The sequence below is a fragment of the Acinetobacter sp. YH12142 genome, from assembly GCF_013418435.1.
GTDB lineage: Bacteria > Pseudomonadota > Gammaproteobacteria > Pseudomonadales > Moraxellaceae > Acinetobacter > Acinetobacter amyesii.
This window is the reverse complement of sequence record NZ_VPCB01000018.1, coordinates 40688-62989: the sequence shown is the minus strand read 5'-3', so window position 1 is coordinate 62989 and position 22302 is coordinate 40688. Positions and strand designations below refer to the sequence as shown.

Below are 22302 nucleotides of genomic sequence, written 5' to 3'. Positions count from 1 at the left end.
AGTAAAAATCCACACAAGTTGTTCTTCATAATCTCTTAATGATCTTCTTGTTGGTTCGTCACCAGCAAGCTAGGTCGGCTATATTACTCTTTATTTCTAAAGAGTCAACCGGTAATTCAAATTATTTTTAAACTTTCTTTCTAAAACCTAACTTAATCAATTCAACCAAGTCATTGTTTTATCAGAAGTTTTAATCTTCATCACCGCCGATGGATGTGCATTCTACAGCATTTCAGAACCGTTGCAATACCCTTTTCCATTTATTTTTAATTTTCCATTACGTTTGTTTATTTATTCTACTAAATTGAGTTTTTTACTATTTTTTGAGCATAAAAGGGACAATATTTCCATATTTGTCCGTTAATTTATCTTTTTCATTCTTTTCTTGCCATTTCAAAGCTCGACAATCGACATATTCACAGTATCCACCTTCCCCACACTCAATTTCGTCATTGATTTTGATTTGATAGTTAAAGCTTCCTGCATAACCTGCGCCGAGTCCAAATTTAAAATCCCCACGGCTCTGCGCTTGTACATGTATTTTCATTTTGTCATTTTGGTAAATCCATTCAAATTCACGTGGCAAATACATTTTTTGCAAATTGGGGGTTTTAACAACGGGATAAACGCGCATGACTTTAAAGAACACACCTTGGTCTGCCATGAACACTTGCTGCTGATTTAAATCTCTTAGATATAAACGCGAACTCAAAATATTGTTATAACGATCTCGCGTTTGCATAAAGATAATTTGACGCTGTCGGCTAAGGTTGATTACCTGATGGGTATAAAACGCTAAAGGTAAATATGGAAACTTGCGTATTTGTGCATAAGATAATACCGCCAACTGATTTACATCATACATCTGGCCCTGAAATTTGATTTGCCCTTCACATTGGCACATCACTGACCAATATTCAGCAAGACCCAATCTTAATTTAATTAAACACGAAGAAATATCGGTAGTTTGCACGGACAAATCTAAACTGAGTTCAGTATCTTCTCGATGGATTTGAAATACCGCACCATCCCAACCAATCAGTTCTTTGTCTCTAAATTTAAAGACGGTCTCACTCAGACTACAGTCGTCTTTGATGGAATATGATTGTAATTGCCCAACTATATGACCACTCACACTGGTCATTACTGTGGCTGTATTGAGTTCGTCTTGTTGAATGGACGCAGGATTTTGAAAAGCGGGAATCTGAGGCTGCCCGAGCCAACTCATAAAGTTAAGATAATGTAATGGCGCAGGAAGATTCGGTAGACAAAGTCCATAATGGACTGAAGGATATGGCGTATTCGGCGCATGTAAATTTATTTTTTTATGTTGTAAATCTGGAGCTTGATTCAGTCGCCTTGATTGATCCAAGAAATCTTGAAATATCTGCATATCAAGCTCCTTTTCATTTTTTTATTTCATGCTTTAACTCATGCTTCTGCCTTTTTTGCCATTAAGGTGGTGACAAAACCAGACAATGCATAAATCACTGAAATAATTAAAATACCCATTGGAATATTATACGTTACAGCTGCTAAAACAAAGACTATGATTGGTAACACGGCAAATGGAACACGGCGACGATCCACCGTTTTAAATGAATAGTATTTCACATTTGAGATCATCAATAGACCCACTGCAATAATCACTACCGCATTAAAAATCTGAATACCTGTTTCGCGTAAGTCGAAGACTGCAGGGATGTCCATGCCTACCCATACCAATGAAATAATCATAACGGCTGCGAGTGGACTTGCAACACCAATAAAGTAACGTTTATCGACGACTCCGATTTGTACGTTAAAACGCGCTAAACGGAAGGCTGCACATGCGGTGTAAACAAAACATGCTGCCAGACCAATACGGCCTAAGTCATTTAGACTCCAGCTATACATTAAAATGGCAGGTGCAACACCAAATGCTAATAAGTCTGATAAGGAGTCAAACTGTTCACCAAATGGACTTTGCGCGCCGATAGCACGTGCGACACGGCCATCCAAACCATCAAATAATGCTGCAAGGAAAATGGCATAAATGGCTTGTTGAAACTCACCATTCATACTGGCAATAATTGAATAAAAGCCAGATAACAACGCAGCAGTTGTAATCAAGTTTGGCCACAGATAGATCCCACGACGTTTCACTTTATGCCCTTCATGGGTGTGCTCCTCTTCTTCAACTTCAAATGTAATGCCATCAAATGCATTTTCATCCTTTGAAGAAATTTCCCGCTCAGGTTTATTTGTATTTGTCATTGTTCGATCCTAACTGTGACCTTTCTTTTTCAAGTTTAAAATTATTCGCTAACCAACCAACGTACGGCTGCATGACCACCATTTTCATTCATACGAAGATGTGGGAACAACCATTGTAATGCTTCATCCGCATCTTCAGAGAATTTCCAAGGTGGGTTAATCACCAATAAACCACAACCATTTAGACCCACTGGAGTGTCATCTGGCCATACACAAATTTCGCAAACCAACTGACGACGAATACCGGTTTTGTACATTTTCTTTTCAAAACGTTCAATCATCGCGCGGTCTTTAATTGGATACCATACCGCAAAAACGCCTGTCGGCCATTTTTTATAAGCAGCGACCAACAATTCTACAAGCTGTGGAAAATCTTTACGTTCTAATTCGTAAGGCGGGTCAATCATGACCAAACCACGTTTTTCTTTTGGTGGAATTACACCCAGTAAACCTTCGTAAGCATCACGCTCATGCAAGCCTGCACGTTTATCAAAAATATTGTGGCGCAATTGCTGAAATACATCACGCTGCATTTCAAAAATCGTGGCTTTATCAGTTTCACGCATGCCTTCAAGTGCAAACCATGGAGAACCTGGATAAGCGCCTTTACCAAAGTTTTCACGCATTTTTTCAACAACTTTTAAATATTGTTGAACACCTTCAGGCGCATTGCGTTTAATCGAATCATCGAGCTTAACTAAACGATGAATACCATTTAAAAACTCACCTGATTTCTGTGCTTCAGAGGTCGAAAGATCATATTTACCTGCACCACCATGTGTATCTACATAGCGATAAGGTTTATCTTTTGCATTCAGTCGACTTAATAACTGAAGCAGCAAAACGTGCTTCATCACGTCGGCAAAGTTGCCTGCATGGAAATGGTGACGGTAATTCATGTTTCTTTAATTCCTGATATCAACGGACATTTTAGCATGAAAAATAGTTTCATTCCGATGCTATTCTTGCTCTAGAATACGTCACCTTTTTTTCCACAACTTTATGGTTCGTATATGGAAACAGCCTTTCTCCCAAAGTCTTGGCCGGTTGATCAAATCCTCGATGATTTAGATCAACACGGGTTTAGCATTATTGATGACGCTTATCCTGCTGAATATATACATGCACTTGTTGAAGAATGTATGTCAAATTTAAATAAATTTAGGGATGCAGCCGTACAAAATGGGGTCATCAGTAAAATTAGAAGTGATCATATTTTATGGATTAACGACACCTTAGATGTCGCACAAGAACACGTTCAAGCGTTAGAACATTTATCAGAACAATTTAATCGCGCATTTTTTTCTGGCATTCACGAAGTCGAAGCACATTTTGCCTGTTATAACGCAGGTGAATTTTATGCTCTGCATAAAGATAATCCTCAAGGCAAAAATGGACGTGTCATTTCAGCGGTTTATTATTTACATGAACATTGGCAAGCCGACTGGGGCGGTGAATTGCGCTTACAAGATAAGAATGATGTTTGGCATATTTTAGAACCTAAACCGAATCGCATTGCATTATTCCAAAGTGACCTATTACACGAGGTACTCGAAGCTAAACATCAACGTTTATCGATTACGGCTTGGCTACGTAATGACAACTCGATGTGGTAATTCGAGATTCCTCCTTTAAATCCCTTAAACTATCCTCATATATGAGTCATTCATAGATGAGGATGTACCCGATGCGTCAAAACAGTCATAAAATTATTCAACGTATTGGCGAAACCGATCAATTATTTCTACAGGGCAACAGCCCTGAACTTGCCCTTGAGCGTGCAGACTTACGCCTGCAATTGGTTAATTTAAGTAAGAACCATCAAGAACAAGTGTATTTTCTGCAAGAAGCCATTGTTCTACTTGAGCAAAGCCGGATTGAATTTGAAGAAATGCCGATTGAGCTATACATCAATTTGTCTGTGCATTTAGCCAAAGCCTATATGGTATTTTTTGAAATCACCAAAGAGCAGCGCTATGCCCTGATTACCCAGCAGATTATGAAACCGATGTCCAAAGCTGAACATGGCGACATCTACTTCTATTTGGCCTATGCCTCTGCAGTAAAACAAGAACCTGCGTTAACCCGCCACTGGTTATATAAATACAGCAAATCTCAAGAATTCAAACTCACCACATTACTTGAGCATCCTGCATTTAATCCTTATCGCCAAGAAACTTGGTTTTTAGAATTACGCCAAAGTAAACTGCACTAAATAAAAAACACCTCCGAAGAGGTGTTTTTTATTTATGGAGAAGTGAAATCTATGCTGGTTGTAGCTTATATGCATCCATATGCAACTGTTGATTCAGCTCATCAATCCAAATGGCCCAATCATCATCTTGTACTAAATGGCTGATTAGAAAGTCGCGCTGTGCTTTATTCCAAAACGGCGCATCATGTAAATTTTCACTTGCGGCAAGCTGATGCGTACGTACGTATAACTCGATCGCAGCTGGACTGCTGGCTAACCCCAATTGAGAAAACAATAAAGCTAAGGATGGTTTATTTTGATTGAGCATCTCGCCCTCCTTATCAACTAATCTGTCATTTATTATTTAATTAACTTATATGATGCTGATAAAAAAACCTAGCGATAAAACTAGGTTTGTTGTTTCAAATTGTATTTAGATTTTGCATGATCCTGAAAGCTTATGTTCTGTATGCAATTGTTCATTTAAAATATCGACCACCATGGCCCAGTCATCATCTTTTTTCCAATGACTAATAATAAAGTCGCGCTGTGACTTCGTCCAAAATGGCGCTTCATGCAATGGAACATCCATGGTGATTTGATGCGTTTCGATAAATTGATCGATGCCTTCCGGACTTGCATCCAACCCCAATTGTTCAAAAAATAGTTCCAACGTCGGTTGTTGATCAAACATTGCCGTTCTCCTCAAGCCTATAACATTTCTCTCATCTTTATAGTTATCTGTTTATTTGACTTTGTCAGTTGCAACAGCATCTCAACGTGTTATTTTTTGTTCAAAAATTAAGCGTGGTATTTTTCGCAGGCCATAAAAAAAGCACCCCAAATGGAGTGCCTTTTTATAATTTAATTTAAAAAATTAAATTATTTAACCATGTCAGCAACTGCTGCACGTTCTTCTTCAAGCTCGTTTAGAGTGAAGTTGATACGTTCACGGCTGAATTCGTCGATTTCAAGACCTTGAACGATTTTGTATTCGCCGTTTTCAGTTGTTACAGGGAAACCGAACATTACGCCTTCAGGAATACCATAAGAACCGTCAGAAGGAATACCCATAGTTACCCATTTGCCGTTTGTGCCAAGAGCCCAATCGCGCATATGGTCGATTGCAGCGTTTGCAGCAGAAGCAGCAGAAGAAAGACCACGTGCTTCGATGATCGCAGCACCACGTTTACCAACAGTTGGAAGGAATACGTCTTTGTTCCAAGCAGCATCGTTGATTTTGTCTTTTAAGCTTTCGCCGTTTACATTTGCAAAACGGTAGTCAGCATACATAGTTGGAGAGTGGTTACCCCAAACTGTCATGTTTTCGATGTCAGAAACTGCAACACCAGCTTTTTGAGCAAGTTGAGTTAACGCACGGTTGTGGTCAAGACGTAACATTGCTGTGAAGTTTTTCGCTGGAAGATCTGGAGCAGATTTCATTGCGATGTAAGCGTTAGTGTTTGCAGGGTTACCTACAACAAGAACTTTAACGTCACGGCTAGCAACTTCGTTAAGCGCTTGACCTTGACCGATGAAGATTTCACCGTTTACTTTAAGAAGGTCAGCACGTTCCATACCAGGACCACGTGGACGTGAACCTACAAGAAGAGCGTAGTCAGCATCTTTGAATGCAACTTTAGGATCATCAGTACCGATCATACCTTCTAAAAGAGGGAATGCGCAGTCATCAAGTTCCATCATTACGCCTTTAAGCGCTTGTTGAGCTTTCTCAACTGGAATTTCTAATAATTGAAGGATAACTGGTTGGTCTTTACCCAACATTTCACCGCTTGCGATACGGAATAATAAGCTATAACCGATTTGACCAGCTGCGCCAGTAACGGCAACACGAACTGCTTGCTTCATGTAATTATCTCCAATTGAGGAAGGTCATAATGATTAAATAGCTGTTCTATCTAATCTTAATAATCATAAACGGCAAAGATTGTACTCCAATCTTTTGACGCTTGCATGTAAAAGAGAATGCTTTTCAACAAAAGTATGATAGGAAATATAAATAAAATGCCGAAAAAAGCTTAGAAAGAACCTTTAATTATGAAAGTTGCAGGACAATTTCCGACGATAGTTGTAGGGCAACTTTTGTACTGACCATTGTTTTTATAGCAAATTTTAATCTCAGTCAGCAGGCTGCCACCACGGGTTTGCATACAGTTAAATTCAATACTTTGAGATACCAATCCGCTGTTCATACGCAACATTTTATTACGCAAGACATTGGCTTGAATGGATTGGGTTTCTTGGCTAGTCAATTCATCTGGAATTTTTAGCTTATCTGCATGATTAATAATGGTTCTGAAATACTGGCTGGCATTCATAGGAACACAGCCACCGGTATTGTGCCAAAGCGCCACGCGAGCATTTTCATCAGGCATAATCCGTGCAACCACTTTGGCTTGCAGCGGAGAAAGTTTAGCGGAACTATTGGTGGTGCAATCACGGGTAGAAGTTTCTGGATATAGACCCGTGATATTGAGTGAATACCCTTCCAGACATTTACGTTTTTTACTTTTTAAAGGATCATAGGCGCAAACAGCTGGCACCATTTGCACATCCATCACATAGCCATTAACCACGGGTGCTGCCGAAAGCACAGACACACCAAAGCCTGCACCACTGCCGATGAGCAGTGATGTCAGTATTCGATAAACAGGTCTAATGTTCAAGTTCGGCATTCATTATTTACCCATATTGCGCCTCAAAACAGGCGCATTGCTTCAATGCTTATTGCGCATTCCGTAATGGAATCATTTGCATTCGTTTTTCAATCGATTGCGGCCCCTGACCCAATAAAAGGCCGTAATGGGTTGCATTGGTCATCACATGTTTTACATAGTCTCGCGTTTCCGTTAATGGAATCGATTCTGTATATTGGTCCGCTGCAATCGCTTGATACTCAGGCTGCCAGCGTCGAGCACGATTTGGACCCGCATTGTAACCTGCGGTCGCTAATACTGGACTATTACTCAATTGACGTTGAATCATTGATAAATAGAAAGTGCCATAACGGATATTGGTATTCATATCCGTTAATGCAGCGGGGTTATAACTCTCCCCCATCTGACGAGCCACCAATTTTGCGGTGTCTGGCATAATTTGCATTAAACCACCGGCACCGACATGTGAACGTGCGCTAGTAACAAACCGACTTTCTTGACGCATCAAACCATAAGCCCATGCTGGGTCAATCCCTGCATTACGACTATGACTCACCACATAATTTTGATGTGGCATGGCATAACGTAAAGCATAGTTATGCTGGTTGGTGGTTCGATCTGCTGCATAAATCGCCCGATCATACCAACCCATATCGGTTGCTCGTTTAGCTGCGGCAAGAATCATGCCATCATCATGCTTTAAATAGGCTTGACGCACTGCCCAGTTCCATTCACGGTTAATATAGCTGTCAGATGCATTAATATTGCGCAATGCAAAGGCACGACGGAAGTGAATATCCTGACTGAGACGCTGCGCATCTTGTGACGAAGGCTGCACATTTGACGGAATATTGTTATAAGACTGACCAATTTTGTCACGTGCTAACAAATTATGGTAATCATCGCCAGCAGCGAGCTTACGATAAATGTCTTGCGCCGTGCGTTTTGATGAGGCATCGCCACGTTGTTCAGAGGCACGTGCTAACCAATATTGCCAACGATCTTCTTGCTTTTGCGAAACGCTCATCGCATCAATTGCACGAATGACACTTTCCCATGCGCCAAAACGAATGGCTTGTCGCGCATAAATCTCGGCTTCTTCTGCACTAAAAGGCAGTCCATAACTCAAATCAAGATAATTTAGAACTTCACGGTTGAAATTATTTTTCATTACCGTTGTACCACCGATATACCCGACACTACGGTATAGGGCTTTTTGTACATCGGCTGGTGTGCCTTCTGCTGCACGTTTCACCGAAGAAATTGCGCCATTTAAGTCGCTATCTGCCAAGCGTCCCATCGCATAAATCAGGTATGCATGATCTTCAGCTGTGGCTTTGGGTGCAGACCATAAATAATTCAGTGGATTGGCTTGAATGGTGTTGAGTTGCGATAAATTAATATTCACGCCAATGGTTTGCGCAGTCGCAATCGCTTGTCCTGACTGACCCGCTCTTAACTGTCCCCACATCCGTTGATGGCGGTCATCTTGAGTCATTAAAGGACTCGACAGCATCATACGGCCCAAGCCCGTACACGAGTCAGGTTGTGAGTTTGTGGTCAACCATACATCTTTAAATTCTGCGTAAACCAGAGGGTCGCCCGACTTTGCGCGGACTTGAGCCATGGCACATGTTTCAGCACGGTCAGCATTAGTCACATATTGCAAAACAGGCTGTGCTGTAGCGAAATCAGCTTGTTTGACTTTTTCTTCAACATAATCTGCGGCTAATTTTTCTGCCATTGCCGAGTTTGGATAGCGCTGTGCAAAATTAATAATGGCACTTGCAGGTTGTGAAGCCAAATTGTTATTCAGTAACCAATATTCTGGATAATAGCCCAAAACATCATTTTGCATAGATGATTGGTATTGTTGTAATAAACTAATATTGCCTGCATTCGCAGCACGTAAAGCATCGTTAAACTGCTCATCTGCGGCTTGGACAAACGCAGAAATTCCAGAGAGCCCGACACTCAAAGCAAGTAATTTAGCGTAATTTTTCTGTTTAAAATTATGTTTTAACATCCACTTGCCTTCTTTCATGTCATTCTGCTCAGTTACAGCACATCGAACTTTGTTTAGGAATTAGTTTAATAATTCTAAACTCTGCATTGTGTTCTGTTATGTAACCTTATGATTAGCCAATATTAATTTTCAAACATTTTTGCTTCATAAATCAATATGGCAGAGTTGTAATTTTAGGCTGTAAGTTTCTAGTAAATTACTGCTAAAATATTGCCCATTCTTAAAATCCCCTTTTTGACCTCCGCAGCTGCACAATTCAATTGATTGAATTGTCTGTCAGCCACGTATGGTTATTGATTTTCATAAAATTCCTTTAGGAGCCTACATGACGGTTCAAACCTTCATCCCCAATAGTGCCCAAGCTGCCCCAGATAACACTGTTACCCAGCCACAGCACACCCCAGCTCAAGATGGAGCAGTGAAAAAACTGTACATCGAAACGCAAGGGTGTCAGATGAATGAGTATGACAGTCAACGTATGGGCGACCTTTTAGGTGATTCTCACGGCTATGTGCTGACAAACGATCCAAAAGAAGCGGATATTCTCCTGATGAATACCTGCTCTATCCGTGAAAAAGCCCAAGAAAAAGTATTTTCTGAGTTAGGCCGCTGGCGCAAGCTGAAAGAAAAAAATCCTGACTTGGTGATTGGTGTTGGTGGCTGTGTTGCCTCTCAGGAAGGTGACAACATTCAAAAACGCGCACCGTATGTAGATATGGTGTTTGGTCCACAAACTTTGCATCGTTTACCGCAAATGCTGGATCAACACACTGAACAAGTGGTTAAGCCGAAAAAAGAAAAAATTCAATTGGTGGATATTTCATTCCCTGACATTGAGAAATTCGACTTTTTGCCGGAACCGCGTGTAGAAGGTTTTAAAGCCTTTGTCTCGATTATGGAAGGCTGCTCAAAATACTGTTCTTTCTGTGTGGTTCCTTACACACGTGGAGAAGAGGTATCACGTCCACTGGATGATGTATTGGCTGAAATTGCCACTTTAGCTGAAAAAGGCGTACGTGAAATTTCATTACTCGGCCAAAACGTGAATGGCTACCGTGGTGAAACCTTCGAAGGTAATATTTGCACCTTTGCAGAGTTACTGCGTTTAGTGGCCGAAATTCCGGGCATTGGACGTATTCGTTACACCACATCGCACCCGCTTGAATTTAATGATGACTTGATTCAATGCTACCGTGACTTACCGCAAATGGTTTCTCACTTGCATCTACCAGTTCAAAGTGGTTCGAATGACGTGCTACAAGCCATGAAACGTAACCACACGATTGATGTATATATCGATAAAATTGCTAAATTACGTCAAGTTCGCCCTGATATGCATTTATCTAGTGACTTTATTATTGGCTTCCCGGGTGAGACTGACGAAAACTTCGAAGAAACTTATCAATTTATCCAAGATATGGACTTCGATCATTCATACAGTTTCATCTACTCAAAACGTCCGGGTACTCCTGCCTCAGAACTTGAAGACACAACCCCTGAAGATGTGAAAAAAGAACGTCTTGCAAAAGTTCAACAATGGATTAAACAATCCAGTATCGATAAAACTGATGCAATGCTAGGGACCATTCAACGTGTCTTGATTGAGTCTGTTTCAGACAAAGATCCGAACTTGCTGATTGGTACTGCAGACAATACACGTTTGGTTAGCTTTATCGGTGATCCTGCATGGGTTGGGCGTTTTGCAGAGATTGAAGTGACAGATATTAAAACTTTGAAGTTTGTTTACGGTGAACTCTTGAATCTTGAGCCTGACGTGGCGTAATGTAAGCTTAATCGTCAGACCAATTTAAAGGAATTCTCTTGACTGCAGCGATTCGACGTACTGTAACTTTTGCTGGTATTCCACTTGACCGTTTACAAAGCATGCTCGGTGCCTATAACGGTCATCTCAAACAAATTGAACAACGTTTAGATGTCAAAATTTCTCATCGTGCAGATGCTTTTTTTGTCGATGGGGAAATCGATGCGGTAGAGAGAGCCGAAAGTCTCCTTCACCGTCTTTATGAAGAGTCCGAAACCAATCCACAGATTAGTGCGGACATTTTACACATGATGATTCAAGGCAGTCAGACTGACCGCGAAATTCAGGAAGATTTTTCTGAAAATGAGCATACCGGTTTAGACAATGTTTATCTACAAACCCGTAAAGGTCGGATCAATCCACGTGGTGCCAATCAAAAACGCTATGTACAGCGTATTTTACAAAGCGATATTTCATTTGGTATCGGCCCAGCGGGTACAGGTAAAACTTATCTCGCGGTCGCCGCTGCTGTAGATATGCTAGAACGTAATGAAATTCAGCGTATTTTATTGGTTCGCCCTGCGGTTGAAGCAGGTGAAAAACTGGGTTTTTTACCCGGTGATTTGAGCCAAAAAATTGACCCTTACTTACGTCCTCTCTACGACGCTTTGTATGAAATGCTCGGTTTTGAAAAAGTCGCTAAACTAATTGAACGTCAAGTGATTGAAGTTGCACCACTGGCCTACATGCGTGGTCGTACCTTAAATCATTCTTTTGTGATTTTAGATGAAGCACAAAACACGACCCCTGAACAAATGAAAATGTTCCTCACCCGTTTAGGTTTTGGTTCTCGTGCAGTAATCACTGGCGACATTACACAGGTCGATTTACCTCGTGGTCAACAATCTGGTTTGGCACATGCCTTACGTGTGATTGAAAAAATCAAAGAAATTCATATTACTCGCTTCCACTCTCGTGACGTGGTACGTCATCAATTGGTTCAAAAAATTGTTGAAGCCTATGAGGGATGGGACAGCGAACAACATCGCCTTACAGCTGAACAACGTGCAGAACGTAAAGCACGTCAGGAAGCCTTGGTGGCGGACAATGATGCTAAAGCTGATGGGCAGCATCAAGACGAAAACATTTAAGGATTCATTTTGAAACTTAATCTCTCCTTGCAGCAAAATTTTCAGTCACCTGAATTGGTGGTGAAACGTGCGCATATCAAAAAAGTCGTGGAAACGGCTTTACGTCATATCGATACACAAAGTGATTGTGAGATCGGTATTGCATGTGTGGACAATGACGAAAGCCACAAATTGAACTTGGAATATCGTGGTAAAGACAAACCGACTAATGTGTTGTCTTTTCCGAGCGATCTCCCCGATGAAATGGCTGCAGTTTTAGACTCATTTCCGATTGGCGACTTGGTGATTTGTATTCCTGTGGTTCTTCGTGAAGCACAAGAACAAAGCAAAGCACCCCTGACCCACTTTACGCATATGCTGGTACACGGTACGTTGCACCTCATGGGCTACGACCATGAAACCTCTGATGAAGATGCTGAAGAAATGGAAGCTTTGGAGATCGAGATTTTAGCCAAATTGGGGTTTGATAACCCTTATCTGGAAAGAGATTAAGAACCCAAAAAGCGAGCTCCGGCTCGCTTTTTTTATCGTCATAAAAAACAAGGAAGGAAAGATATGCAATATGTCGTGATTTTTAAAGCACGCATTCGTACGCTTGATGAGCTGTATTTTTCGACTGCACAGCAGCTTAGAGACAAAGCCTTGACACACTTTAACTGTCAACATTTTGAAGCGCTGACAGAGGGTGAGCATGAAATCGCCCTTTCCTACTGGAATACATTAGAAGACATTCGAGCTTGGCAACAAGATGCACAACATCTGGTCGCGCAGCAATTGGGGAAAAACCAATGGTATGCGAGTTTTAGCGTCGAAATCTGCGAAGTTTTGCGACGCAATCACAACTGATTAACGCACCTCAAACTCTGCTTCTGCAGGATCGAAGCGCCAAGTACGCACAATACGAAGTTCTGAGATGTCTTTCATTTTGGCATCAAACAAACCAAAAGGTGCCGCCTTACGTACAGAGGTTTTTGCAGCTTCGTCCAATAAGTTTGAACCTGAACTTTCGATCAAACGAATGGCACGAATCCCGCCATTACTGTTCAAAATAACCATTAAACGTACTTCACCGCGTAGCTGTTGCTGTTTTGCCGCTTCAGGATAATAACGGTTACCGTAAAATTCGACTTTTTCGCGAAATTTTTCCATGTAAGCAGCAGAAACATCTTGCTTGGCTTGAATACCATCAATGGTTTTAATTTTTTGCTGACGGCTAAAATTTTGTTGGCGTTGTAAATATTGAGCTTCGATACTCGCCACCATCGCAGCCTTGGCCTGAAACTGACTATTCAACTCCTCAACGGCTTTTTTGCGACTGTTTTCTTCCGCTTGTTTTTGCCAACTCAAGGTTGTCATCAACACTTTGTCTTCAAAGCTCAGCTCTTTCTTTTGTTGCAGTTGTTCTAAAGCTTCGCTTTTTTGCTCCCCGGCTTTTTGTTCGATCATCGGTGCAGGCATGTCACTCGACATACGATGTGACTCACGGAATGTCCCTGAGCCCTGCTGATCGGCTTGTGCTAAAAAGTCTGCATGTTCAATTTTTTCCGTCGTAGAACGTAAAGAAACTGCAATTTCTTTGGTGTTATAATCCGCCTCTTGGGGCATGGAAAATTGCATGGTTAAAAAAGCCAAATGCAACACAGCAGCAAACGCCAATGCAGTTGCAAATATGGGATCTTTCCACCACTCTTTCATCAAGGGCATGAACGTTATTTTTTTCAGCATCACATTAAACCGACAATTTGCCGCATTCCCCAAACTGCTTAAAACAGTATAAAATAAAACTCGTATTCATTTTTTGATGAAAACGAGAAATCCATCAACACATAGATAATGCACAATTAAAATCATGAAAATGGTGCAATTTATTTTGCTAAACTGCAAGATCAAAACCTTGTGTTTTTATAGAAATCGACAAGATAAACATCGTCAAAAAACATAATTTGTCAGGATGCACTTCTTATGCAAACGCTAGTTTCCAATATCGCTAAACGTATACGCCAAGTGTACCAAAAAGCTGAAGGATTTATTGAAGATGAGCGTGAATTCCCAATGTCTCAAGTGTTTTTAAATGCGACATTTCAGCGCTTTGTGACCGATAATGTGAAAATACTCAAAGACTTGCATGCTGACCTGCATGATGACTGGCTTCGACTGTATGCCACATTGGATTATAACGGGCTGATCATAACACTCTCTGTTGATTTAAAACTGGTACAGATGGAACTCAACAAACAAACCCAATTGATCGTATTTGAACAAATTAGTGATACACAAGTGATTGAAGCAAAGTATCCAAATGTTCTGTATAAGATGGGCGTGCGCATGGCGTTATGGTTCTATCAAAAAGTACTCAACCAAGATCCATTGGGTATGATTTTGGAAAAGCTCAATGTGATCAAAGTTAAAGATGATTTACTGTATTTAGACCTGAATCGCTGGCTCGGTAAAAGTCGATCGATTATCGACACACTGGGCAAAGTCCATGTGAACCATGCTGTTTTACGTGAGGCCGAATTGGTGGTGATTGGTAATGTTAATTTAACCGCATTGTTCACCAAAATGTCGCAAGAACGGATGGAAGACTGGGATGATTCAAATTTAAAAGACGATGAAGTCACGCCTATAAAGCAAAAGGAAAGCTAGACTTATCCTGTACTTAGGCATCTTGAACCTATAAAAACGCTACACAATATATACATTAGGCACGGATTTGTGACGTGATTCTCCACAATCCAGCCGCATAATAAACATATCAGGTGGTTTAGCCCACCGCACTTCTATTGAATAGGAAAACCATACTTATGGCACATTCAGTTTTGAAAAATTTAGGTCTTGTTGCTGGGGTATCGACTACACTGCTTTTGACTGGTTTCTCAAGTCAGTCATTTGCCATGAGTCCATTCCAAGCAAGCTACCAGTTTAATTACAACGGCAAAAACTTGGGTTCTGCAACACGTACCCTAAAACAATCTGGGAATAACTGGACGTATATTTTCGCAGCAAAAGCTGGTGCGATGGCCTCTGCAACTGAAACCAGTCGTTTTAGTTTAAATGGCAGCCAAATTCACTCGAACAGCTTTAGCCGCAGCAGCAAAATTTTGGTGCACAACAACACCATGAACATCAATTTCAATGCTGGCGCAAAAACCATTAATACCAAAAAAGATGATAAAGCGCGTTCATTTGCGTGGAAATCAGGTGTGCTAGATGAACTCAATGCTGAATTGCAAATTCGTGAAGATTTAAAAAATGGTGGTTTGAAATCGAATTACTACATTGCCGACGCCAAAGAGGTTGAAGCTCGTAAGTTCGTGAAACAAGGCACTGAAAAAGTGAAAACCACTTATGGAACTTTTGACACCGTTAAAGTCGTGATGCGTCATGACAAACCAGGCCGTCAAACGACTTTCTGGTTAGCACCAAAACTAGATTATCTACCTGTCAAAGTTTCCCACCAAGACAATAAAACCTCTTACGGTTTATTGTTAACGGGCTATAAAGGTGCAACAAATTAATTGATTTGATCAATTTCGCTTGCATTTTTCACGGTGCTTTTTAAAATACGCTTTTGCTTTAAAAAGCACCTGCCCCTCGAGGATTCTCCCGTGCACGCTCTGGAACAGAAAATCTTAGCTGAAGGTATCGTTCTCTCTGAAGAAGTTCTGAAAGTCGATTCTTTCCTGAACCACCAAATTGACCCTGTGATGATGCAGCAAATTGGTCAAGAATTTGCCCGTCTTTTTAAAGATGCTGGCATCACAAAAATCATTACGATTGAAGCATCAGGTATTGCACCTGCAGTAATGGCTGGTCTTGAACTTGGTGTTCCTGTGATTTTTGCACGTAAATATCAATCTTTAACCTTAAAAGATGATTTGTATCGCTCAAAAGTGTTTTCTTTTACGAAACAAACTGAAAGCACTATCGCGATTTCTAAAAAGCACATCAATGCTGAAGATAAAGTTTTAGTGATTGATGACTTCTTGGCCAATGGTCAAGCGGCTTTAGGTCTTGCAGATCTTATTCATCAAGCAAGTGCTGAAGTATTGGGTATCGGTATCGTGATTGAAAAATCATTCCAACCTGGTCGTGATATTTTGCTTGAAAAAGGCTATCGCGTTGAATCATTGGCACGTGTGAAATCACTGGCGAATGGTACAGTTGAATTTGTTCGTGACTAAGTTTGCGTTCAAAAGAAAAAAAGAACACATCAGGTGTTCTTTTTTTTGCTAAAAACTTACGATTAAGGTGACGTAAAGCGCACTTTTTAACGCCTTGGTTACAAGCAGACAAAACATCTGTACGCAAAAATCGATAAAATTCAGGAAAATCGTTGCATTTGATCGAATGGGTCAACTACTCATCTGTCAAATTACATTATGCTGCACCATAAATTCGGCCACTTTATTTTTTAAGGCTACGGAAAGTTATGAATACAGAAAATCAAAACATGGAACCGACAGTTAAATGTCCAAAATGTGGATCAACCCATATTGAAAAGCGTAACCATGAACAAAACTTACAAAAAATTGGTGGGGTCTTACTCAGTGGTGCAGGAACTGCTGCAGGGACTGTCGGTGGTGCGGCATCTGGCGCATCTATTGGTGCTGCGATTGGTGGTGTGACTGCAGGCCCACTTGGCGTGATTATGGGCGGAACCATCGGGACTTTTGTCGGTGCGATTAGTGTCGGTATCACAGGCGGTTTTCTCGGACACCGTTTTGGTAAAAAAGCCGGCGTGATCGTCGATCAAAATATTTTTCTCGACTACCAATGTTTAGATTGCAAACAGCGCTTTGAAGCTGAGCAACAGCCTGAAGACGCTGCAAAAATTTCGGATCAAGACTAAATTCGATGTAAAAAAGAGCGCATCAGCGCTCTTTTTTTAATGGGTTATTGTTTTTCTAGCATGGTTTTCTAGCCTATTGAAATGCTATTCGAAACCATGGCGAATCAACTATTTTGAAGCATCAGTTAAAGATTTTGATTCTGCTTTGACTTGATCTTGTTTCGCCAAAAATTCTTTTTCTTCGGCTTTTTTCTCTTGCGGGAAATCCATACTGTATAAAACTGGCATTGCCGTACACAAGGAAGATGCAGCCAATGCGGAACATAGGAAAATCATTCGAAAATTAATAGACATCACACACCCCAAAGAAGAAATTTAAATACAAATCATGTAATCAAAAAATAAAAATAACGTACCTAAAGAGACAGCAATAATCGACTCAAGGCCATCACTGAGCAGGCTGTATTTAAAAACTTTCAATATGTTATTGATATCACTTATTTTTGGTATTTTAAGAATAGATTGGCAGATTTATTTTTATCTTCTCGTGTACTAATATGACTTCATCAATCAATAAAAAGCGCCGTACAAAAAAAGCAAGAAAAGTGCAATATTTAAGCCTTTTCTTGCCCGTTCGCTACAAAGTTTACTTTATTGCCTTTATCAAGCACGTTTCAAATCAACTTTTTGACCACTTCGCCTAGGCGTTTACCCTGCTCTTCGCATAAGTTTCGCTCATCTTGACTCAATGACTGATCATGACGTGGACCACTGACATGGCTTGCACCATAGGGCGTACCACCCGTTTTGGTATTCGATAATGCAGGAAGGGCATTACTTAAACCCATAACCATCATTCCATGATGAAACAAAGGTGGCAGCATGGTCAGCAAAGTACTTTCCTGTCCGCCATGCATTGAACCTGAACTGGTAAACACACAGGCAGGTTTGCCATGCAATGCGCCATTGAGCCAAAGCGCTGTGGTTTGATCCCAGAAATATTTCATTTCCGACGCCATATTACCAAAACGGGTCGGTGAACCTAGCGCTAGACCTGAACAATGCGCTAAGTCATCTAAGCTACAGTAAATATCGCCTTCGGCAGGAATACTGGGCTGCACGTCGGTCACCACGGTGGATAAATTTGGAACGGTTCGTATTTTTACCGCCATCCCAGAAGCTTCAATTCCATTGGCAATCAAATGTGCCATCTCACGTGTTGAACCATATTTGCTGTAATACAGCACCAGTACATAAGCTTGCGTCATTTTTATAAATTCAATGAAAAAAGAAAACTATACGGTATTTTTCCTATTTTTTGGTTAAGCTAAGTGATGAAAATTGCATAAACATGACTAAAATAACTCGAGACTTGAAAGCATGATCGAAGCATTTTTAAAAAAACTTCCCTTTTACGACAAGAAATGGTTTCAGTTTGTTTTATTTGTCATTCGACGTTTTGAAGCCGATCGCTGCCGTGAACAAGCAGGATCATTGACCTATACCACCTTGTTTGCAGTGGTGCCCATGTTGACTGTATTTTTGGTCATCATCTCATCAATCAATGCCTTAGAGCCTGCTCGTCAACAGCTTCAACAATTGATTTATAGTAATTTTCTACCGAAAACGACGATTGCTTTCGATAAAGCGCTAAATGCATTCACCGATAAATCCAGTAACTTGACCGTGATTGGTGTGCTGTTTTTATTCATTACCACAGTCATGATGCTGACCAGTATTGAAACGGTATTTAACCGAATTTGGCGGGTGCGTGAGACACGTGGCGGCATCATTGGCTTTATGCGCTATTGGACTATTATCTCATTAGGCCCAATCTTACTGGGTAGCGCATTTGTTGTGTCATCCACCTTGGCCTCTATGAATGTCCTCAGCAATAATTTTGCAGGCTATGAACTGGATGGGGCTTTTCTGCTGTGGATCCTGTCTTTTTCATTGACCATTTTAGGTTTTTTCATTCTGTATTGGACGATTCCCAACCGTAGTGTGCCGATCAAGGCGGCGCTGATCGCGGGTGTCTTTAGTGCCGTGGTATTTGAATTACTCAAAAACCTTTTTGGTTTTGTCATGTCAAATTTCACCAGTTATCAAATCGTTTACGGTGCTTTTGCTGCGGTGCCAATTTTCCTACTTTGGATATTCCTTTCATGGAATATCGTGCTGATTGGGGTAGAAATTAGTTATGCACTGACCGCCTTTAATTCAGGCAAAGATCAAAAACGTCATCCTGTGATTATGTTGATGGATTTGCTGGAATTATTTTATAAAAAGCAAAAACTTGGTCAGAGCGTGACAGAAAAAGAAGCGCTTGAGGTTTTAGGGCGTGATGAAATCGGCCGCCTGCCAAGCTATATTTTATTGTTTGAAGAGCAACACCTGATTAAACGTACAGATGATGATCATTATGTTTTAGTTCGTAATTTAACCCAAGTGGACTTTTGGAGTTTTTACAGTAAGCTGCCCTATCCGCTCCCTAAACGGCAAGATTTAGGTCGCGTCGATCCAGATGATGTTTGGATGGAAAAAATTGGGCCGCAACTGGTCGAAGCGGATGATTATCTCGCGGCCAAACTCTCGATTCCACTTGCGACTATTTTTGAAGAAAAATAAGCGTAAATAAAAAAAGGAGAGCCGTAGCTCTCCTTTTTTATTTATACATGATCTTAGGTCGCTGTGCGCTGACGTCCCATCAATTTAGACAACCACCGATGCAAGTTTACCGTCATCACTCCGACCATTACTAAGGCCGTCCCCAAGATAAAATTCAGTTCAATCGTTTCGTTTAAGATCAATACGCCAAAGACCAGTCCAAAAATTGGGGTAAGGAATGAAAAAACGCCCAGACCATTGGCCAGATATTTACTTAACAGCCAAAACCAAAGCATCAGGCTAAAAAATGAAATAATGAGCACATGAAAAATCATACTGCTGATGGACAACACCGTCCAATGTACAGTCATTTGTCCTGTCAGCCACGCCACGGGTAATAAAAATACACAACCACCAACCAACTGATAAAACAAGGTCTGAGTCGGAGGTGCATCAGAGAGTTTGGTGAGTCTTAATGAAATGGTGGTCAAGGCCCACATCACCCCAGCAAGTAATGCCATCGCATCACCCAACAGGGCTTGAGTGTTGACTGTAGTACTACTTTCACGTCCCATAAACGACAGTACTATTCCTGAAAAGGCAATAAAAATACCGACCCATTGGATCGCTGTAAGCTTTTCTTCAGGCAACTTCCAATGTAAACCTAGTGCCACGAATATCGGTGCGGTATAGAGCAAGACAACGGTATGTGATGCAGAGGTATAGCGCAGGGATTCTGCCACTAAAATAAATTCGGCTGAAAATAAAAACGCCAACCAGATACCCGGCAGCAAGTATTCTCGAGTATATAAATGTGTTCCCGGCTTGAGACGGATCAGTGGAAAGACCAACAGCGCAGCCAAACCCGATCGGATGGCAATTTGCATGATCGGCGCAATATCAACCGCGGCCAATTTCAAAATGACCTGTTGAATCCCTAAAATCATGCACAAAATAATCATCAAACCAGAAGCTTTTGCATCTAGCGCCTTACGCTGTTCCACACTATTTACTCGACAATACGATAAGCAACACTATAGAACTGTCAGAAATAAAATATATACTTTAAAATAGACAAGTGATCTTCTTATTCAGGCAAAATTTTTCATGCGTCATAAAGCTCGTGCAGATCATACGCAGTTGCAACAACTTCCCACCAACGATGAAATTCAAGCAGCACTGTGGATCAGTTTTCGTGACGATCCTGCACTGTCTGTTTATCCCGTTCATGGACATGCTTGGGGCGAGTTTGTCTATGCCTTTAATGGCGTAATGGAAGTGAACATCAATCAGATTGACTATATTACCCCACCGCCTTATGGCATCTGGCTTCCCCCACATTTAGAACATAGTGGTTTAAATCGTACAGCGGTTTCACATGGAACCTTATATGTACATGAATCGCTATGTACTCACTTACCGAAACAACCGGGGATTTTACTCAGCTCACCATTAGTCACCGCGATCTTCAGCCATTTGCGTCTCTTACACCAACAAGCCGATCTCATGGAAAATACGGCCGAATATCAACGCTTACTCCATGTGATCTTAGATCAACTGCATCAAGCCAAACTGGTCAGTAGTTATTTACCGCATTCGGATCACCCTGCCCTCAAACAGCTGCTTGATTATTTACATCAACATCCTGCGGATCAGAGCGCGCTTGAGCAATTGGCAAAGCGGATAAATATGACGGAACGTACTCTAGCGCGTTATTGTCAAAAAGAACTTGGGATGTCCCTGCATGAATGGCGACAACGTCTCAAAGTCATGAAAGCCATGTCCATGCTCAACGCAGGCCAAACCGTCGAAAATATTGCCTTAGAACTTGGCTATGCCAATGCCTCAGCGTTTATAAATATGTTTAAAAAATGGATGCTTTGCACCCCAGATCAGTTTAGGAAATCCGCTTTAAAGCCCTAAATGTGTTTAAATTTAGCTATAAGTGTCTCTATAAAGTGATTCAACAATCCGTTAAGATCAAAAAATCTACGAAAAATGATAATAATTCCATTTCAAATGAATAAAAAAACCATTTTAGCGCTGTGTTTATCTGCCGTATTTTTAATGGCTTGTAGTTCCAAAGAACAGCGTGAATTTAAATCCGCGCTCAAAATAGCTCAAAGTGGTGATGCGACCGCACAAATGAAAGTGGGTGATTTATACCTCAGTGGAACGGGCACAGAACAAAATATCGAACAAAGTGTACATTGGTACAAAGCTGCTGCGGATCAAGGCACTACGGACGCATTCGCATGGTTGATGACCCAAGCTTATCAAGGTAACCCGCATGCAGATCAAGTGATTAGAAAGATGCAGCAAGATGGCAATATTTTCCTTGCACACTGGGTGCTAGACCTTGCAAAAAAGACTCATGATCCTGCTGCTGAATATACCGTTGGTTGGATGTACGACACTGGAAAAGGCTTAATTCAAGATAAGCACCAAGCGCAAATTTGGTATGAAAAAGCAGCCAAACAAAAGAATGTCGAAGCGATCAAAGTCTTGGGAAATCAACACTATTTTTCTGAACATCCTTCGTCAACACCCGACAAAGCAGCTGAATATTTAAGCTATGCCGCAGAACAAGGGCAAGATGCTGACGCGGCGATGAAAATGGCACATTATTATCATTATGACATTCGTGATGGTGAAAAAGCGCGACAATGGTATGCCAAAGCAGGTGCATTGGGAGACACCGACTCAAAGTATATGGCCGAGACCTATGAAGCATGGAAAGAGACAGGCCCTTTACAACCCAATGAACCACCGCCAAGCAGTCATGAATAGGTCAATCAAAAAAGGCTGCATTAAGCAGCCTTTTATTTATATTTAG

25 protein-coding genes are annotated in these 22302 nt (G+C 41.0%); 13 read left to right on the top strand and 12 right to left on the bottom strand.

Translation table 11 applies throughout. The features are described 5' to 3' along the window. Positions 1-316: 316 nt before the first annotated feature. The 3 genes from FTU77_RS13380 to FTU77_RS13370 are packed head-to-tail and all read right to left on the bottom strand — an operon-like array spanning position 317 to position 3155. Entirely contained in the window at positions 317-1393 is a 1077-nt protein-coding gene (locus tag FTU77_RS13380; protein ID WP_180056000.1) for a DUF6670 family protein, read from the bottom strand. Positions 1394-1431: 38 nt separating this feature from the next. After that, positions 1432-2256 carry a CDP-diacylglycerol--serine O-phosphatidyltransferase gene (gene pssA / locus FTU77_RS13375; RefSeq protein ID WP_078189231.1) on the bottom strand — a complete coding sequence of 275 codons (825 nt, stop codon included), beginning with the start codon at positions 2254-2256 and terminating at the stop codon, positions 1432-1434. A 41-nt stretch (positions 2257-2297) separates the two neighbouring features. Continuing rightward, positions 2298-3155 carry a 23S rRNA (adenine(2030)-N(6))-methyltransferase RlmJ gene (locus FTU77_RS13370; RefSeq protein ID WP_180055999.1) on the bottom strand — a complete coding sequence of 286 codons (858 nt, stop codon included), beginning with the start codon at positions 3153-3155 and terminating at the stop codon, positions 2298-2300. Between the two features lie 114 nt (positions 3156-3269). Between FTU77_RS13370 and FTU77_RS13365 the strand changes: the two genes are divergently transcribed. Next, positions 3270-3872: a 2OG-Fe(II) oxygenase gene (locus FTU77_RS13365; protein WP_180026036.1), complete on the top strand. Its 603-nt coding sequence runs from the start codon at positions 3270-3272 to the stop codon at positions 3870-3872. Between the two features lie 71 nt (positions 3873-3943). Next, entirely contained in the window at positions 3944-4471 is a 528-nt protein-coding gene (locus FTU77_RS13360; protein ID WP_180055998.1) for a hypothetical protein, read from the top strand. A gap of 49 nt (positions 4472-4520) precedes the next feature. On the opposite strand, the gene FTU77_RS13355 is transcribed toward FTU77_RS13360, so the two are convergent. From FTU77_RS13355 to FTU77_RS13335, 5 genes are all read right to left on the bottom strand, one after another. Next, positions 4521-4778, bottom strand: coding sequence for a DUF2789 family protein (locus FTU77_RS13355; RefSeq protein ID WP_078189234.1), 258 nt, complete (start codon positions 4776-4778; stop codon positions 4521-4523). A gap of 105 nt (positions 4779-4883) precedes the next feature. Further along, positions 4884-5144: a DUF2789 family protein gene (locus FTU77_RS13350; RefSeq protein WP_078189235.1), complete on the bottom strand. Its 261-nt coding sequence runs from the start codon at positions 5142-5144 to the stop codon at positions 4884-4886. A 188-nt stretch (positions 5145-5332) separates the two neighbouring features. Then, on the bottom strand, positions 5333-6319 hold the full coding sequence (locus FTU77_RS13345) for a malate dehydrogenase (RefSeq protein ID WP_078189236.1): 987 nt from the start codon (positions 6317-6319) through the stop codon (positions 5333-5335). 170 nt (positions 6320-6489) lie between these two features. Beyond that, the gene (locus tag FTU77_RS13340) at positions 6490-7146 is read right to left on the bottom strand and encodes a ribonuclease I (protein ID WP_180055997.1); all 657 of its coding nucleotides are present in this window, start codon (positions 7144-7146) and stop codon (positions 6490-6492) included. A gap of 49 nt (positions 7147-7195) precedes the next feature. Continuing rightward, entirely contained in the window at positions 7196-9172 is a 1977-nt protein-coding gene (locus FTU77_RS13335) for a lytic transglycosylase domain-containing protein (protein ID WP_180055996.1), read from the bottom strand. A gap of 307 nt (positions 9173-9479) precedes the next feature. On the opposite strand from FTU77_RS13335, the gene miaB reads away from it, so the two are divergent. The 4 genes from miaB (at position 9480) to FTU77_RS13315 (ending at position 12913) form a co-directional block, all read left to right on the top strand. Beyond that, positions 9480-10937 (top strand): tRNA (N6-isopentenyl adenosine(37)-C2)-methylthiotransferase MiaB, encoded by a 1458-nt coding sequence (gene miaB, locus FTU77_RS13330; protein WP_180035682.1) that lies wholly within the window; start codon positions 9480-9482, stop codon positions 10935-10937. A 38-nt stretch (positions 10938-10975) separates the two neighbouring features. Then, entirely contained in the window at positions 10976-12067 is a 1092-nt protein-coding gene (locus tag FTU77_RS13325; RefSeq protein WP_111885944.1) for a PhoH family protein, read from the top strand. A 9-nt stretch (positions 12068-12076) separates the two neighbouring features. Further along, positions 12077-12559, top strand: coding sequence for an rRNA maturation RNase YbeY (gene ybeY / locus FTU77_RS13320; RefSeq protein WP_078192431.1), 483 nt, complete (start codon positions 12077-12079; stop codon positions 12557-12559). 63 nt (positions 12560-12622) lie between these two features. Next, entirely contained in the window at positions 12623-12913 is a 291-nt protein-coding gene (locus FTU77_RS13315; protein ID WP_111885943.1) for an antibiotic biosynthesis monooxygenase, read from the top strand. Here FTU77_RS13315 and FTU77_RS13310 read toward each other — a convergent pair whose 3' ends face one another. Continuing rightward, complete coding sequence (locus FTU77_RS13310) at positions 12914-13771, bottom strand: energy transducer TonB (RefSeq protein ID WP_213066202.1); 858 nt, start codon at positions 13769-13771, stop codon at positions 12914-12916. It abuts the gene before it with no gap. A 258-nt stretch (positions 13772-14029) separates the two neighbouring features. Here FTU77_RS13310 and FTU77_RS13305 point away from each other — a divergent pair, with 258 nt between their 5' ends. The 4 genes from FTU77_RS13305 to FTU77_RS13290 all read left to right on the top strand — a co-directional run bounded on the left by FTU77_RS13305 (position 14030) and on the right by FTU77_RS13290 (position 16919). After that, positions 14030-14713 carry a hypothetical protein gene (locus tag FTU77_RS13305; RefSeq protein ID WP_180055995.1) on the top strand — a complete coding sequence of 228 codons (684 nt, stop codon included), beginning with the start codon at positions 14030-14032 and terminating at the stop codon, positions 14711-14713. A 158-nt stretch (positions 14714-14871) separates the two neighbouring features. Beyond that, on the top strand, positions 14872-15585 hold the full coding sequence (locus FTU77_RS13300) for a DUF3108 domain-containing protein (protein WP_111885940.1): 714 nt from the start codon (positions 14872-14874) through the stop codon (positions 15583-15585). Positions 15586-15675: 90 nt separating this feature from the next. Then, the gene (locus tag FTU77_RS13295) at positions 15676-16251 is read left to right on the top strand and encodes a xanthine phosphoribosyltransferase (protein ID WP_078189246.1); all 576 of its coding nucleotides are present in this window, start codon (positions 15676-15678) and stop codon (positions 16249-16251) included. A gap of 269 nt (positions 16252-16520) precedes the next feature. Further along, a complete protein-coding gene (locus FTU77_RS13290; protein WP_171319318.1) occupies positions 16521-16919 on the top strand; it encodes a hypothetical protein in 399 nt (132 codons plus the stop codon). A 108-nt stretch (positions 16920-17027) separates the two neighbouring features. Here the strand turns inward: FTU77_RS13290 and FTU77_RS13285 are convergent, their stop codons facing one another. Both FTU77_RS13285 and wrbA read right to left on the bottom strand, forming a co-directional pair. Beyond that, a complete protein-coding gene (locus tag FTU77_RS13285; protein ID WP_111885938.1) occupies positions 17028-17213 on the bottom strand; it encodes a hypothetical protein in 186 nt (61 codons plus the stop codon). A gap of 320 nt (positions 17214-17533) precedes the next feature. Beyond that, positions 17534-18127, bottom strand: coding sequence for an NAD(P)H:quinone oxidoreductase (wrbA, locus tag FTU77_RS13280; RefSeq protein WP_111885937.1), 594 nt, complete (start codon positions 18125-18127; stop codon positions 17534-17536). Positions 18128-18239: 112 nt separating this feature from the next. On the opposite strand from wrbA, the gene FTU77_RS13275 reads away from it, so the two are divergent. Further along, the gene (locus FTU77_RS13275; RefSeq protein WP_111885936.1) at positions 18240-19487 is read left to right on the top strand and encodes a YihY family inner membrane protein; all 1248 of its coding nucleotides are present in this window, start codon (positions 18240-18242) and stop codon (positions 19485-19487) included. 53 nt (positions 19488-19540) lie between these two features. Here FTU77_RS13275 and FTU77_RS13270 read toward each other — a convergent pair whose 3' ends face one another. Beyond that, complete coding sequence (locus FTU77_RS13270) at positions 19541-20470, bottom strand: DMT family transporter (protein WP_180055994.1); 930 nt, start codon at positions 20468-20470, stop codon at positions 19541-19543. A 103-nt stretch (positions 20471-20573) separates the two neighbouring features. On the opposite strand from FTU77_RS13270, the gene FTU77_RS13265 reads away from it, so the two are divergent. After that, on the top strand, positions 20574-21389 hold the full coding sequence (locus FTU77_RS13265; protein WP_111885935.1) for a helix-turn-helix domain-containing protein: 816 nt from the start codon (positions 20574-20576) through the stop codon (positions 21387-21389). A gap of 96 nt (positions 21390-21485) precedes the next feature. Then, complete coding sequence (locus FTU77_RS13260) at positions 21486-22256, top strand: tetratricopeptide repeat protein (RefSeq protein ID WP_180055993.1); 771 nt, start codon at positions 21486-21488, stop codon at positions 22254-22256. Positions 22257-22302 lie beyond the last annotated feature (46 nt).

What these genes read in the sequence shown, in the direction of transcription:
- FTU77_RS13380 (WP_180056000.1), bottom strand. Translation starts at nt 1,393, where the DNA reads ATGCAGATATTTCAAGATTTCTTGGATCAATCAAGGCGACTGAATCAA.
- pssA (WP_078189231.1), bottom strand. Translation starts at nt 2,256, where the DNA reads ATGACAAATACAAATAAACCTGAGCGGGAAATTTCTTCAAAGGATGAA.
- FTU77_RS13370 (WP_180055999.1), bottom strand. Translation starts at nt 3,155, where the DNA reads ATGAATTACCGTCACCATTTCCATGCAGGCAACTTTGCCGACGTGATG.
- FTU77_RS13365 (WP_180026036.1), top strand. Translation starts at nt 3,270, where the DNA reads ATGGAAACAGCCTTTCTCCCAAAGTCTTGGCCGGTTGATCAAATCCTC.
- FTU77_RS13360 (WP_180055998.1), top strand. Translation starts at nt 3,944, where the DNA reads ATGCGTCAAAACAGTCATAAAATTATTCAACGTATTGGCGAAACCGAT.
- FTU77_RS13355 (WP_078189234.1), bottom strand. Translation starts at nt 4,778, where the DNA reads ATGCTCAATCAAAATAAACCATCCTTAGCTTTATTGTTTTCTCAATTG.
- FTU77_RS13350 (WP_078189235.1), bottom strand. Translation starts at nt 5,144, where the DNA reads ATGTTTGATCAACAACCGACGTTGGAACTATTTTTTGAACAATTGGGG.
- FTU77_RS13345 (WP_078189236.1), bottom strand. Translation starts at nt 6,319, where the DNA reads ATGAAGCAAGCAGTTCGTGTTGCCGTTACTGGCGCAGCTGGTCAAATC.
- FTU77_RS13340 (WP_180055997.1), bottom strand. Translation starts at nt 7,146, where the DNA reads ATGCCGAACTTGAACATTAGACCTGTTTATCGAATACTGACATCACTG.
- FTU77_RS13335 (WP_180055996.1), bottom strand. Translation starts at nt 9,172, where the DNA reads ATGAAAGAAGGCAAGTGGATGTTAAAACATAATTTTAAACAGAAAAAT.
- miaB (WP_180035682.1), top strand. Translation starts at nt 9,480, where the DNA reads ATGACGGTTCAAACCTTCATCCCCAATAGTGCCCAAGCTGCCCCAGAT.
- FTU77_RS13315 (WP_111885943.1), top strand. Translation starts at nt 12,623, where the DNA reads ATGCAATATGTCGTGATTTTTAAAGCACGCATTCGTACGCTTGATGAG.
- FTU77_RS13310 (WP_213066202.1), bottom strand. Translation starts at nt 13,771, where the DNA reads ATGCCCTTGATGAAAGAGTGGTGGAAAGATCCCATATTTGCAACTGCA.
- FTU77_RS13305 (WP_180055995.1), top strand. Translation starts at nt 14,030, where the DNA reads ATGCAAACGCTAGTTTCCAATATCGCTAAACGTATACGCCAAGTGTAC.
- FTU77_RS13300 (WP_111885940.1), top strand. Translation starts at nt 14,872, where the DNA reads ATGGCACATTCAGTTTTGAAAAATTTAGGTCTTGTTGCTGGGGTATCG.
- FTU77_RS13290 (WP_171319318.1), top strand. Translation starts at nt 16,521, where the DNA reads ATGGAACCGACAGTTAAATGTCCAAAATGTGGATCAACCCATATTGAA.
- FTU77_RS13285 (WP_111885938.1), bottom strand. Translation starts at nt 17,213, where the DNA reads ATGTCTATTAATTTTCGAATGATTTTCCTATGTTCCGCATTGGCTGCA.
- wrbA (WP_111885937.1), bottom strand. Translation starts at nt 18,127, where the DNA reads ATGACGCAAGCTTATGTACTGGTGCTGTATTACAGCAAATATGGTTCA.
- FTU77_RS13275 (WP_111885936.1), top strand. Translation starts at nt 18,240, where the DNA reads ATGATCGAAGCATTTTTAAAAAAACTTCCCTTTTACGACAAGAAATGG.
- FTU77_RS13265 (WP_111885935.1), top strand. Translation starts at nt 20,574, where the DNA reads ATGCGTCATAAAGCTCGTGCAGATCATACGCAGTTGCAACAACTTCCC.
- FTU77_RS13260 (WP_180055993.1), top strand. Translation starts at nt 21,486, where the DNA reads ATGAATAAAAAAACCATTTTAGCGCTGTGTTTATCTGCCGTATTTTTA.